Annotated in this window: 11 protein-coding genes and 1 pseudogene; 6 read left to right on the top strand and 6 right to left on the bottom strand. The window is 67.2% G+C overall.

Annotation, left to right across the window (positions count from 1 at the left end):
- Positions 1-14: 14 nt before the first annotated feature.
- Positions 15-1,256, bottom strand: a complete 1,242-nt coding sequence (locus HWX22_RS10290) for a glycosyltransferase (RefSeq protein WP_175906657.1) — start codon at positions 1,254-1,256, stop codon at positions 15-17.
- Positions 1,257-1,350: 94 nt separating this feature from the next.
- Between HWX22_RS10290 and HWX22_RS10285 the strand changes: the two genes are divergently transcribed.
- Both HWX22_RS10285 and HWX22_RS10280 read left to right on the top strand, forming a co-directional pair.
- On the top strand, positions 1,351-1,971 hold the full coding sequence (locus HWX22_RS10285; RefSeq protein ID WP_175915572.1) for a TetR/AcrR family transcriptional regulator: 621 nt from the start codon (positions 1,351-1,353) through the stop codon (positions 1,969-1,971).
- 252 nt (positions 1,972-2,223) lie between these two features.
- On the top strand, positions 2,224-2,577 hold the full coding sequence (locus HWX22_RS10280) for a hypothetical protein (RefSeq protein ID WP_059531827.1): 354 nt from the start codon (positions 2,224-2,226) through the stop codon (positions 2,575-2,577).
- Between the two features lie 51 nt (positions 2,578-2,628).
- Here the strand turns inward: HWX22_RS10280 and HWX22_RS10275 are convergent, their stop codons facing one another.
- The 4 genes from HWX22_RS10275 to HWX22_RS10260 all read right to left on the bottom strand — a co-directional run bounded on the left by HWX22_RS10275 (position 2,629) and on the right by HWX22_RS10260 (position 6,770).
- A complete protein-coding gene (locus tag HWX22_RS10275) occupies positions 2,629-3,456 on the bottom strand; it encodes an alpha/beta hydrolase (protein ID WP_175915571.1) in 828 nt (275 codons plus the stop codon).
- 112 nt (positions 3,457-3,568) lie between these two features.
- On the bottom strand, positions 3,569-4,486 hold the full coding sequence (locus HWX22_RS10270; protein ID WP_059448822.1) for a LysR family transcriptional regulator: 918 nt from the start codon (positions 4,484-4,486) through the stop codon (positions 3,569-3,571).
- Positions 4,487-4,725: 239 nt separating this feature from the next.
- On the bottom strand, positions 4,726-4,971 hold the full coding sequence (locus HWX22_RS10265; RefSeq protein WP_006761486.1) for a DUF3717 domain-containing protein: 246 nt from the start codon (positions 4,969-4,971) through the stop codon (positions 4,726-4,728).
- Positions 4,972-5,234: 263 nt separating this feature from the next.
- The gene (locus HWX22_RS10260; protein ID WP_175906664.1) at positions 5,235-6,770 is read right to left on the bottom strand and encodes an amino acid permease; all 1,536 of its coding nucleotides are present in this window, start codon (positions 6,768-6,770) and stop codon (positions 5,235-5,237) included.
- Between the two features lie 598 nt (positions 6,771-7,368).
- Between HWX22_RS10260 and HWX22_RS10255 the strand changes: the two genes are divergently transcribed.
- The 3 genes from HWX22_RS10255 (at position 7,369) to argG (ending at position 11,792) form a co-directional block, all read left to right on the top strand.
- Entirely contained in the window at positions 7,369-8,901 is a 1,533-nt protein-coding gene (locus HWX22_RS10255; protein ID WP_175906665.1) for a sensor domain-containing diguanylate cyclase, read from the top strand.
- A gap of 153 nt (positions 8,902-9,054) precedes the next feature.
- On the top strand, positions 9,055-10,125 hold the full coding sequence (locus HWX22_RS10250; RefSeq protein WP_059818683.1) for an FUSC family protein: 1,071 nt from the start codon (positions 9,055-9,057) through the stop codon (positions 10,123-10,125).
- Positions 10,126-10,454: 329 nt separating this feature from the next.
- Complete coding sequence (gene argG / locus HWX22_RS10245; protein ID WP_059531840.1) at positions 10,455-11,792, top strand: argininosuccinate synthase; 1,338 nt, start codon at positions 10,455-10,457, stop codon at positions 11,790-11,792.
- 131 nt (positions 11,793-11,923) lie between these two features.
- On the opposite strand, the gene HWX22_RS10240 is transcribed toward argG, so the two are convergent.
- Positions 11,924-12,727, bottom strand: coding sequence for a hypothetical protein (locus HWX22_RS10240; protein WP_175906667.1), 804 nt, complete (start codon positions 12,725-12,727; stop codon positions 11,924-11,926).
- 460 nt (positions 12,728-13,187) lie between these two features.
- On the opposite strand from HWX22_RS10240, the pseudogene HWX22_RS10235 reads away from it, so the two are divergent.
- Positions 13,188-13,373 (top strand): annotated as a pseudogene (locus tag HWX22_RS10235) (LysR substrate-binding domain-containing protein); the annotation flags it as partial.
- Positions 13,374-13,379 lie beyond the last annotated feature (6 nt).

Raw genomic sequence — 13,379 nt, 5'->3', positions numbered from 1 at the left:
CGGGGCGGACGCGTTCAGCGCACGCCGGGGCGCCCCCAGCGCTCGATCGCGCCGACCGCCAGCCGCACCCCGTCTTCCCGCGCGATCCGCGCACCGAGTTCGGCGGCACGCGCTTGCGTGTCGGCTCGCGCCGCGAACGCGATCGCGCGTGCGAGCGCCGCAGCGTCCACACGTCGCCCCGCCACCGGCCCATCGGCCACACCGAGGCGTTGCAGCCGGCTCGCCCAGAAGAACTGATCGCCCGCGAACGGCAGGACGACCGACGGAATCCCCGCCCGCGCGGCCGAATGCGTGGTACCCGATCCGCCGTGATGGATCGCCATCGATACATGCGGAAACAACCAGTCGTGCGGCGTCTCGCCGATCACGCACACGTGCGCCGGCAGCATCGACGCATCGATGCCGCTCCAGCCCGGATGGAACAGCGCGCGCCGGCCGTCGAGCGCCTGCAGCAGCGCGTCGACCATCGCGCCCCGGTCGAACCCGGCCATGCTGCCGAAGCCGATATACACGGGGCGATCGCCCGCATCGAGGAAGCTCGACAGCGCGGGCGGCGGCGTCCACGCCGGCGCGTCGACGCGCCACTGACCGCATGCCAGCACATGCGACGGCCAGTCGGCCGGATCGGCCAGCAGCGCGGGCGACACGCCGTACAGCATCGGATGATCGGTCCATACGCGCCGGCGCGGCGGCAGTCCGCACACGCTGGCGCGCGCCGCATTGGTCGCCTTCCTGAACGCGTGCCACAGCAGCGCGTTCACGAACCTGTGGCTCGCGCGATTCAGCCAGCGCGGCACCTTGCCGGGCGGCAGAAACGGCGACGCGAACGCCGCGGTCGGCGTGATCGGGATCATCCCCGTGCCGATCGCCGGCACGCCGCGATACTCGGCGATCGACAGCCCGACGAACGACGCCAGCCCCGACACCAGGATCGCATCGCAACCGGCCGACGCGACCGCGACTTCGCGCATCCATGCCGCCGTATTCGTATTCGCGATCGCGGCGAGCGCCTTCGACGTGTCGTTGAAACCGCCGCGCCCGCGCACCGCGTCGGACAACGCGCCATCCGGCGCGATCGCCGCGCGGATGTCGCCGGACAGCGGCGCGCAAGGCACGCCGAGCGCGGCGGCCGAACCGAGCGTCGCGGCGTCGGCCAGCAACCGGACCTCATGGCCGGCATCCAGCAGCGCGCGGCCGAGCGCCGCGAGCGGGCGCGTGTCGCCTTCGGTGCCGTAGGTGGCGATGACGAGCTTCATGCGTGGCTCCTCCTGCACGATGCAGGCGAGTGGATTCATAAAAATGCACGTCGTATACTAATGCAATTCGTGCACTTTAAGTCGATACCGAACCATGCCGACGACGACCGACGATCCGGGCCGCCGCGCACGCAAGCGCATCCAGATGCTCGCGCATCTCGCCGACACCGGCGCACGCCTGTTCGATGCGCACGGCTACGATGCCGTGACGATGGAACAGATCGCCGCACAGGCCGATGTCGCGAAACGTACGCTGTACAACCACTTTCCGACGAAGGAGGCCGTGCTCGCGCACTGGCTCGAAGGCGAACTCGCGCGCGACCTCGCGCACCTGCAGCGTGACGTCGCGCGACGGCGGACCTTCGCATCGCGGATCGCCTGCGTGCTCGACGCGTCGGCCGCATGGTGCGAACAGCATCCGGTGTATCTGCTCGCATACCTGCGGCATCGGTTCCTGAGCATCGGCGTGGTGGAAGCGGAAAGCGGGAAGGACGGCGGCGGCGACATCGCGCTCGTGTGGCAGCAACTGATCGCGGCCGGACAGCAGGCGGGCGAACTGAACCCGGCGCTGGCGGCCGACCAGCTCGCCACGTGGTTTCATCACCTCTATCTCGCGGCGATGCTGCGCTGGCTGACCGTGCCGGGGCTGTCGCTGAAGCGGGAATTCCAGTCGGTCGCGAAGCTGTTCGTCGAAGGCGCGCACGCGAAAGCGTGAGCGGTCGCGCAGGCGCCGCCCGGTCAGGAACGTGCGTCCGCGTCGAACGCGCACCGCGCGCGACGACCGTTGAACGCATCGCATGATGCGGAGGGGTTTTTACAACGATCGCACGGACGGGATGCCAAATTTCCCGCGCGGCAGTATGCTGGTGTCGTACGACCGCGCACGATGCCTCGGGCAATCCCTTAGTCCGCACGTCGTCGCGCCGCCGTCGCGACCGCAATCATGCGTTGCAAGGAGGGCTTCTTGATGGCTACCACGCATCAGCACTTCCACCTCGAACTACGGCACGCCACCGCGCCGACGTATTTCATCAGCTACCTGTTTCCCGCCTTGCTGTTCGTCTACGAACTGCTGCGCGTCGGCCAATGGATCCGCGATCACGGGATGCAATTCGCCGCGTACAAGCAGATGGGTTACGAATATCTGCTGATGCTGCTGTTCGTCGGACTGCAGATCGTCGTCGAGGCGATCTTCCTGCTCGGTGCCGCGATGCGCCGCGACAATCGCGACTTCGAACACCGGCTGCCGAACGTGGTTCTCGGCATCGGCTGCTCGATCGCGATTCTCGCGATCGACCTCGCAATCCAGCTGTCGTTCTGAGCCCCGGCGGGCTCGGCCCGCCGGCCGCATCGCACGCCGGCGCGCTGGCGTTCAGGCGAGCGCGTCGCGCAGGAACGTCGCCACGGCCGCGAGAACGTCGTCGGTCCGCTCGCGATGCGGCATGTGTCCGCATCGATCGAGCAGTAGAAACGACGACGGCCCTGCGACGCGCGCGGCGATCCGTTTCGGATGCACGTCGGACCCGTATTCGTCCTGCTCGCCGTGAATCGCGAGCGTCGCGCAACGCACGCGCGGCAGGTCGTCGTCGAGACACCAGTCGCGAAACGCCGGCGACAGCCACGTATCGACCCACGCACGCAGCACCCATTCGGCCTTGTCGCCGTGATAACGCGCGAGCCGGTCGAGCTGGCCGGGCGCGTCGAACTGCTGCGCCGCCTCGCGAATGCCGTCGCGCGTGCGATCCTCGACGAACGCCTGCGCGGAGACCGTCACCAGTGCGCGGCAACGCGCGGGATACGCGGCCGCGCATCCGACGGCCATCCCGCCGCCGACGCTGTGCCCGAACGCCACGAACGCGTCGATGCCGAACCGCTCGAGCAGCGCATGGAATCCGTGGTCGGCCTCGTCGCGCACGAACGTCATGCCGAGTTGCCCCGGATGACGATCGGACCGGCCGAAGCCCAGCCGGTCATATGCGATCACGTCCCGCCCGGTGGCACGCGCGAGTTGCGCGGGGAAGTCGCGCCAAAGCTCGACACAGCCGAGCGAATCGTGCAGCAGCACGATCGGCGCGGCCGGCGCAGGCGCGGCCGGCTCAGGCGCGGCCGGTACCTGCGCGGGCACACCGCGCCAGCGCTTCGCGAAGAGACGCCCTTGCGGCGTCTCGACCCAGGTCTCCTCGGTCACGATTTCAGTCATGTGTGTCGTCGTCTGCATGAAGGCGGCCGCACGCGGGCGGGCCGCATCGAATGCCGACGATGGTGGCCCGGCGACGCGCGCGGCGTCAAGCAAGCCCCCACCGCCCGCACGCTCATTCGGGCTGCGGCGGCAGATACTCCATCTGCGACTCGTCGTACAGCCGGTAGATCAGCGCCTGCATCGCGCGGATGTCCTCCGATTCGTCGAGCATCCGCATGCTCATGATGATCGGCGACACGAGGTTCGGATCGTCGAGCGGCTTGTAGCTGATGTCGTCGCGCTTCAGGCCGTACACGCTGTGCGGCACGACCGACACGCCCTCGCCCATCGCGACGAGTCCGAGCGCGATCTGCAGTTCGCGCGTCTCGTAGATCTTGCGCGGCTGCAACGCGCGATCGTGAAAGGCGGCGAGCACCTGGTCCGCGTAGCTCGGCCGCGGCGCCTTCGGGAAGATGATCAGCGTGTCGTTCACGAGATCGTGCAGCGACAGCACGGGCTTCGCACCGTCGAGCACGTGACCGACCGGCAGCGCGACGATCATCCGCTCCTCGCGCAGCACGACGCGCCGCACGCTCGGATCCTCGTGGCGGATGCGCCCGAACCCGACGTCGATGCGCCCTTCCTTCAGCGCCTTGATCTGATCCATCGTCGACATCTCGTGCAGGCTCAGCTCGACGGCCGGATATTCGCTGCGAAAGCGCCGGATGATCTTCGGCAACATCCCGTACAGCGTCGAGCCGACGAACCCGACCGACATGCTGCGCTCGATCTTGCCGACGCGCTTCGTCATCGATTCGAGTTCGGTGGTCTGCGCGAGCAGCTGCACGGCGTGCGAATAGAAGAACCGCCCCGCGTCGGTCAGCTTCAACGGCCGCGCGTTGCGCTCGAACAGCGGCACGCCGAGCGCCTCCTCGAGCTGCTGGATCTGCCGGCTGAGCGGCGGCTGCGCGATGTGCAGGCGCTCGGCCGCGCGCGTGAAATTCCGCTCCTCGGCAACCGCGACGAAGTAGCGGAGGTGTCTCAACTCCATGTTCGATCCCTCCCGGACCGGCAACGGACGTTCATTCGGCCCCGCGCGCATGCGTGCCGCGCCGGTCGTCCCGTGATCGCCTGATCCCGATGCCATGACGATACCTCAGCCCGCGCCGATACCGGCGCGAGCAGCGCGGTGCCGCCCTGGCGTCCGGCACCGCGCAAAGCAAAACGGGAAGCCGTCAGGCTTCCCGTTGCTTCATCGACGCCGCGTCGCGGCGGCGTCTCGACCGCGCGTCACGCCTCGGTCGCGTACAGCGCATCGCGCTGCGCGTCGCTCAGCGAGTCGAGCGGCACGTCCGGCAGCCGATAGCAGATCATCGCGCCGTACAGCTCGGCCAGGCAGTTGCTGCCGGCATCGAGCGCGTAGCCGTCCTCGCCGTCCGGCGCCGGCGGATACACTTCGCGCCACGCGTTGATCGCGGCTTCGATTCGCACGATGGAAACGGGTCCGGCCTTCCGCTCGGCGGGTGATGCGCTCATGGATTCCTCTGGGTTGCGCGCTCCGCAGGCCGTGCCGGCCGCGGCGGAGCGATGAAAACGCCGGGCGCCGCCGGCCGCCGCGACAGGCGCGCGCCGGATGCCCGATCCGCGCCGCGCTCGTCGCGCAGGCCGGGCCGTGGCCCGGTAGGGTCGGGCAATATAACCGGCTTTGACCCCGTGCAGGGAAAAGCGGACAAAAAAAACGGGAAGCGCGCGGCTTCCCGTTTCGTTGCGCCATCGCGCGGCCGCATGCCGCGCCGGCATCAGCCCACGGTTTCGCGGTTCTCCACGCGCTGCAGCTGCGCGCCGCGGTTCGCGGCGACCCACGGTGCGATCTCCATGTCCTCGTAGCGCACGAAGCGGCTCTTGTTCAGGAACCGGTAGCCGAGCCACACGACGAGGAACAGCGGAATGCCGACGTAGGTCGCGGCCACGCCCGCCCAGTCGATCCGGTTCGCGAGGAACGCCTGATAGTCCTGGCCGAGCGCGATCACGAGACACAGGACGAATGCAAACAGCGGGCCGAACGGAAACCACTTCGACTGGTACGGCAGCTGGTCGAGCGCGTAGCCTTGCGTCACGTAGCCCTTGCGGAACCGGTAGTGGCTGATCGCGATGCCGAGCCACGCGATGAAACCCGTCATCCCCGACGTGTTGAGCAGCCACAGGTACACCGTCTTGTCGCCGTACAACGACGTGAAGAAGCACAGCGCGCCGACGGCGGTCGTCGCATACAGCGCGTTGCGCGGCACGCCGCCCGGCGACAGCTTCGCGAACAGCTTCGGCGCGCGGCCTTCCGTCGCGAGGTTGTAGAGCATCCGCGTCGACGCGTACATGCCCGAGTTGCCGGCCGACAGCACGGCCGTCAGGATCACCGCGTTCATCACGCCGGCCGCGAACGCGAGGCCCGCGTGGCGGAACACGAGCGTGAACGGACTTACGCCGATGTCGGTCACGTCGCTCTTCAGCAGGTTCGGATCGGTATAGGGAATCAGCACGCCGATCACGAAGATCGCCAGCACGTAGAACAGCAGGATGCGCCAGAACACCTGACGCACCGCGCGCGGGATCGTCGTGCGCGGGTTCTCCGATTCGCCGGCCGCGACGCCGATCAGCTCGGTGCCCTGGAACGAGAAGCCGGCGATCATCGCGACGCCCATCAGCGCCGGCAGGCCGCCCGCGAACGGCGCGTCGCCGATCGTCAGGTTGCCCCAGCCGTTGCCCGGCGCGCCTTTCAGAATGCCGAAGATCATCAGCAGGCCGACGCCGATGAACGCAACCACGGTGACGACCTTGATCAGCGCGAACCAGTATTCGGCTTCCCCGAAGCCGCGCACGGTCAGCGCGTTGAGCAGGAACATCACGCCGAGGAACGCGGCGCTCCACCAGACGCCCGGCACGTCCGGGAACCAGTAGTGCATCACGAGCTGCGCGGCGACGAGTTCGACCGCGATCGTCACGGCCCAGTTGTACCAGTAGTTCCAGCCGAGCGCGAAGCCGAAGCCTTCGTCGACGTATTTCGCGCCGTAAGTCGCGAACGAGCCCGACACCGGCATGAACGCGGCCATTTCGCCGAGGCTCGTCATCAGGAAGTAGACCATCAGGCCGATCAGCATGTACGCGACCATCGCGCCGCCGGGGCCGGCTTGCGAGATCGACGCGCCGGACGCGACGAACAGGCCCGTGCCGATCGAGCCGCCGATGGCGATCATCGTCAGATGGCGCGCCTTCAGCGCGCGATGAAGCTTGGGTGGGTTCGCGGACGAACCGGGTTGGTCGGAATTCGGAATTGCGGACATAAACGAGACGAACGTTGAGCGGGCCGGCATCCGGAGCCGGCGCATGCGGGATCGGGGCGCGGCGCGCCGCCTGCGGCGATGCATTCGATGCGGCCCCGATACGCGTTGCGCGCCGGGCGCCTGCGGCGAAGCGCGGATTCTACCTGATTCGCCGCGCGGACAGCTGAGCGCCGGCCGCCCCGCCTCCGCACGCAGACGCAGCAGAATCAACAAGTTGGATGCGGCGCGGCGACGAGACGGCGGCACGGCCGCGGGTGGCGCGGCACAGGTCGTGCCATTCGGTGGCCATCCGCGATGGCGCACCGTGCAATGTGTAATCGCGCCGGCGCAATCGTCGGATCCTGTATTAAACCGACAAATCGAACGGCATTCATCGCCAATAATCAGACAAAATATCGGCCACCCGTGAATTGATTCAAATCAGTTTGGGCACCTGGTTCACGGTAATGACATGTAATCGCTCCAAATCGTGAACGATGCATGCATGTTTTGCATCGCGCGACGAAATTCGGGAATTCGCGAGATAATCCCGATTAATGCGAATTAATCAGTGCGCGGAATCGTCGACGACGCAAATTTCCGCCCCCCGCCCCCGAGGATGAAGCCACACACGCCGCTCGCCAAGCTGCGCGGTCATACCGCGTCGGCCGTGGCACGCATTCTGTCGCCCCGCGGCGTGCTCGTCGCGGGCATCGTGCTGCTGCTGTTCAGTTGGGGGCTCTCGACGTCGCTTTTAATCGAGGCACGCCACGACGCATACGACCATGCGGTCGAAAATGCGCGCAACCTGATGCTGCTGATCGAGCGCGATATTTCCCGCAATATCGAACTGTATGATCTGTCGCTGCAAAACGTCGTCGACGGCCTCGCCGATCCGGAACTGATGGCATTGCCGCCGCACCAGCGTCACCGGCTGCTGTTCGACCGAGCCGCGAGCGGCGCGTATCTCGGCGCCATTTTCGTGATGGATCCGCACGGCAATATCGTGATCGATTCGGCCGCATCGCCGCCGCGGCAAGGCAATTTCGCCGACCGCGAATATTTCGCCGTGCATCGCGACCGGCTCGCACAGGGCCTCTACATCAGCCGGCCCTATGCGTCCCGCCTGCGCGGCGGTGCGCTGACAATTGCGCTCAGCCGACGGATCACGCTGGCCGACGGCCGCTTCGGCGGGATCGTCGTCGGCACGCTCAGCATCGACTACTTCCGCGCGCTGCTCGACGGTCTCGCGGTCGGCAAGCACGGCAGCGCGGCGATCGTCGAGGACAACGGCGTGCTCGTATCCCGCCTGCCGTTCGATGCGCGCGTGGTCGGCCTCGACCTTCACGACTCCCCGCTCTTCATCGAGGCGCAGCGCAGCAGCGAAGGCGCGCTGACCGGCGTCGGCGCGATCGACGGCGTGCGGCGCATCTATGTTTACAAGCATCTCGCGAATCTGCCGCTGATCGTCGACGTCGCGCCCGCCGAGATCGACATCTACGCGTCGTGGCGCCATCGCACGATCTGGACCGCCGTGCTGATGGGCCTGTTTACCGTGTTCATCGCGTGGGGCTCGCTCGCGCTGTCGCGCGAACTCAGGCGCCGGCAGATCGCCGAGTCGAAGCTGTACCGGCTCGCGCACACCGATTCACTGACCGGGCTCGACAACCGCGGCACGTTCGACACGGTGCTCGCGAAGGAAGCGCAGCGCGCGTCGCGCAGCGGCCGCCCGCTGTCGGTGCTGTTCGTCGACGTCGATCATTTCAAGGCGTTCAACGACTATTACGGCCACCTCGCCGGCGACGACGTGCTGCGCCGCGTCGCGCAATCGGCGTCGCACTGCCTGCGGCGCGACAGCGACCACGTCGCGCGCTACGGCGGCGAGGAATTCGTCGTCACGCTGCCCGACACCGATGCGCGGGGCGCGGCGACCGTCGCCGAAGGGATCCGCCGCGCGATCGCCGGGCTCGACATCGCGCACGGCCGCAGCCCGTACGGGCACGTGACGGCGAGCATCGGCGCCGCGACCGCCACAGGCGGGCGCGTCAACGCCGCGACGCTGCTGCGGCAGGCCGACGAGGCGCTGTACCGCGCGAAGTCCGGCGGACGCAATCGCGTGTCGCACGCCGAGGCAAGCACGGCCGACGCGTAACGCGGCCGCCGCCGGGGCACCCGCGCCGCGCCGCCGTGGACAGCCCGCGCGCGTTCGGCTAGCGTTACGTCAGCTGCGCGTGCGGCGCGGCGCCGGCCCGCGCTGGCCGCCCGCGCGTATTCCGGCCACCCCGCCGGCCACCCCCGCACCGTCATGACCGCCCAGCTCCCTGCCCGACTGCCGCCGCTCCTGCGCCACGCCCTCCGTCCCCTGCTGGACCCTTACCGCCGCTACCGGCACGCGAAGCTGATCCATGCGGCGCGCGTCGCGCTCGCGATCCTCGTGTCGATCGCGTTGTCCACCGGGCTGCGCGTGCCGCACGGCGAATGGTCGACGATCACCGTGCTGATCGTCGTCGGCGGGCTGCAGCACCACGGCAACATCCGCAAGAAGGCGGCCGAACGCGCGCTCGGCACGTCGATCGGCGCGCTCGCGGGGCTCGGGTTGATCCTGCTCTACTCCGTCCTGCACGCGCCGCTCGCGATCTACCTGCTGATGGCGATCGCGTGCGGGGTCTGCGCCTATCACGCGATCGGCAAGGCCGGCTACATCGCGCTGCTGTCGGCGATCACGATGGTGATCGTCGCCGGGCACGGCGACAACGAGATCGTCGACGGCCTGTGGCGCGCGGTGAACGTGCTGGCCGGCATCGCGATCGCGCTGGCGTTCTCGTTCGCGCTGCCGCTCTACGCGACCTACTCGTGGCGCTACAAGCTCGCCGACGCGCTGCGCGCGTGCGCGGCCGTGCATACGCGCCTCGCGGGCGACCGCCACGTGAGCGACGACGCGCACCTGAAGGAAATGGCCGCGCTGAGCGCGCTGCTGGTGCAGCTGCGTTCGCTGATGCCGTCGGTGTCGAAGGAATGCGAGATCTCGGTCACGCACCTCGAGGCGATCCAGCGCAGCCTGCGCCTGTGCATCGGCTACCTGGAGATCCTGTCGAGCATGGTCCCGGCCCGCGACGACCTGGCTGCCCGCGAATACATGCGCAGCGACATGAAGGCCGTGAACCGGCGCATCCGCGATACGCTCGTCGGCGCGAGCCGCGCGCTCAAGTTCGGCACGCCGAGCCGGCTCGCGGCCCGCCGCCGGCCGGCCGAGCCGCCGCACGACCTGCCTCCGCCGCAGTTGTCGGGCTACGTGTCGATCACGGCCAAGCTGGCCGGCGAAGTGGATCAGTTGCGCGAGAAACTGCTCGATACCGCGCAGGCGTGGAATATCTGAAGACCGGCGGATGGCGAGAAACGTCGGCAATACTTTCAAATATCTTTCATGAAGACGGACCGGCATCCCGTCCACGGCGACCGTGCCCGTCGGCCGATCCGGCCCCGGAAACCGGGCCTGCGCGCCGCCGCGTTTCCGCCGGTTTCGACAGCCGCCCGCGGCCGGTTCCCGCCGGATTCTCCGGCCGGTTAACCGCCCGCCGGGCCCGCCGCGACAGGCCCGACGACGTATTGGCGCGAAAATCAGGTCTTGCCCCAACTTCCCGGACAGCCGATACTCGCATATTCCGCGAAATACGATCCCACCGGCTTCAATCCACGGTAATTCCTATGAGCACGATTCTCGAAAGCCTCCCGACCGGCCAGAAGGTCGGTATCGCCTTCTCCGGCGGCCTGGACACCAGCGCCGCGCTGCACTGGATGAAACTGAAGGGCGCCGTCCCGTACGCATATACGGCGAACCTCGGCCAGCCCGACGAAGACGATTACGACGCGATCCCGAAACGCGCGATCGAATACGGCGCAGCCGGCGCCCGCCTGATCGACTGCCGCGCGCAGCTCGTCGCCGAAGGCATCGCCGCGCTGCAAAGCGGCGCGTTCCACATCACGACGGCCGGCGTCACGTATTTCAACACGACGCCGATCGGCCGCGCCGTGACGGGCACGATGCTCGTCGCCGCGATGAAGGAAGACGGCGTCAACATCTGGGGCGACGGCAGCACGTACAAGGGCAACGACATCGAGCGCTTCTACCGCTACGGCCTGCTCGTGAACCCGGATCTGAAGATCTACAAGCCGTGGCTCGACCAGACGTTCATCGACGAACTCGGCGGCCGTGCCGAAATGTCCGAATTCATGAACCAGGCCGGCTTCGCATACAAGATGTCGGCCGAGAAGGCGTATTCGACCGACTCGAACCTGCTCGGCGCGACGCACGAGGCGAAGGATCTGGAAAGCCTCGAAAGCGGCATCAAGATCGTGAACCCGATCATGGGCGTCGCGTTCTGGCGCGACGACGTGAAGATCGCCGCCGAGGAAGTGACGGTGCGCTTCGAAGCGGGCCAGCCGGTCGCGCTGAACGGCGTCGAGTTCAAGGACCAGGTCGAGCTGCTGCTCGAGGCGAACCGCATCGGCGGCCGCCACGGCCTCGGCATGAGCGACCAGATCGAGAACCGCATCATCGAGGCGAAGAGCCGCGGCATCTATGAAGCCCCGGGCCTCGCGCTGCTGTACATCGCGTACGAGCGTCTCGTCACCGGCATCCACAACGAAGACACGATCGAGCAGTACCGCGAGAACGGCCGCCGTCTCGGCCGCCTGCTGTACCAGGGCCGCTGGTTCGACCCGCAGGCGATCATGCTGCGCGAAACGGCACAGCGCTGGGTCGCGCGCGCGATCACCGGCGAAGTGAAGATCGAACTGCGCCGCGGCAACGACTACTCGATCCTGAGCACGAAGTCGCCGAACCTCACGTATCAGCCGGAACGCCTGTCGATGGAGAAGGTGGCATCGACGTTCTCGCCGCGCGACCGGATCGGCCAGCTGACGATGCGCAACCTCGACATCACCGATACGCGCGACAAGCTGCGCGTGTATTCGCAAGTCGGCCTGCTGACGCCGGGCGAGGCTTCGGCGCTGCCGCAGATCAAGAGCGACAGCGGCGAGTAAGCAAGCCGTTTTCGTGAGCAGCCGGGCGGCATGAACACCGCCCGGCTGCGTGCAGCACTTCCTTCCCTCCCCCCTTCAAGCACGGCCGGATCGCGAACACGCATCGCGACGATCCTGCCGTCGCGTCATGGTCATTTCGATGCCGTGGCCGTCCCGGTCGCGGTCGCGGTCGCGGTCGTCGTCATCGTCGTGGAAGCAGTCGCCGGCGCCGGCGTGCGGGCCAGATCCTGACCGATCGTGTCCACGACCGACTTCTCGCACGACTTGATCCCTTCCACCGACTTGTCGAAATTCTTCTCGAGATCGCTGAAGCTGCCGTACGTATAAGCGAAATCGCTGTCGATGTGGACGCTGTTCGACTTGATGTCGTAGCCGCATGCGAACGTCTTGTAATAGATGTCCTGCTTCGTCTTCGCGTCGAGAATGCGCGCGCGGACGACCACCCACGGAATGTAATCGGGCTCGGTCGGCGGCGAGATATAGCCGAACGACGTGAACCAGACGTTCATGACGGCATCCGCGTCGGTCTGGATCGCGGAGTAGTCGTCCGACTTGCCGTCGTCGCTGAGCTTCACTTTCTGGCCGTCCAGCTTCACGACCTGATAGCCGTTGCTGGTGAGGCGGCCGGTGACGCCGTCCACGATGTCCGGTGCGAACACGATCTTGCCGGCCGCCACGTGATCCGTGTAGGTGCTCGAATGGCTCGCATTGACGGCGGCTTGCGCGAGCGCGCCGATCAGGCCGAACCCGCCCGCCGCGCCGCCGAGATTGACGACCGCGACACGCTTCGGCTCGTTGACCTCGAGGATCGCGATCGAATGCAGCTTCTGACGTGCTTCGGGTTTCATGTCGGTGTTCGGCAACGTGACGCAGCCGGAAAGCAGCGTCACGAGCAGGCCGCAAGCGAACAGGGTGGCTTTGGATGAGTTCTTCATGAGGTGTGTGGCTTTTTGTTGTTGACGGAACGTTTTCGCCGGGCCGTCGCACGTGGCGCGTCCAGGTGCTGCGTGCGAGTCGGCCGTACGCTTATTGTTTGATGACCTGACCGCAGGCGATGAAGCTGTAACCGGCCGCTCGCGGCACGTACGGGATCGAGCACTGGAAGCCGTGGGTTCCCGTGATCGACATGAACATGATTGCGGCGCGTCCAGACAGCGGAACGCCTGCCGGCAGTTGTCGTGCGGCTTGGTAATACTTTGGTGCGCTACCGAGAAAGGGTAACGGCGGGGCTTGATGTTTCTTTAGGGCGCGCTATCGAACAATTTTTCTAATCATTTCGATATTACAAACAGGTTTCTGCACGCGCGTTCCATGCGGCTCGTCGTCTTCGTATCGGGCGCGGTATGAACGCCGGCCCGTGCGCCCGAGTGTCTCTACGGCCGCACGGCTCCCGCGCACGGGATCCTGATGCGCGCCGAATGGGATATCCGCGACTATCTTGCGGACGGGCGCCTCGTCGTCGTGCTGCCGGATTACGAGACGCCGAGCGCGGACATCTATGCGGTGTATGCGCAGCGGCATCAGATGTCCGCGCGGATACGGGCGTTCGTGGATTTTCTGGCGGGGGAGCTGGGCGACTGAAGGCCG

Source organism: Burkholderia sp. BCC1638 (assembly GCF_902833195.1).
GTDB classification, from domain to species: Bacteria; Pseudomonadota; Gammaproteobacteria; order Burkholderiales; family Burkholderiaceae; genus Burkholderia; species Burkholderia diffusa.
This window is presented reverse-complemented; position numbering and strand designations above follow the sequence as displayed.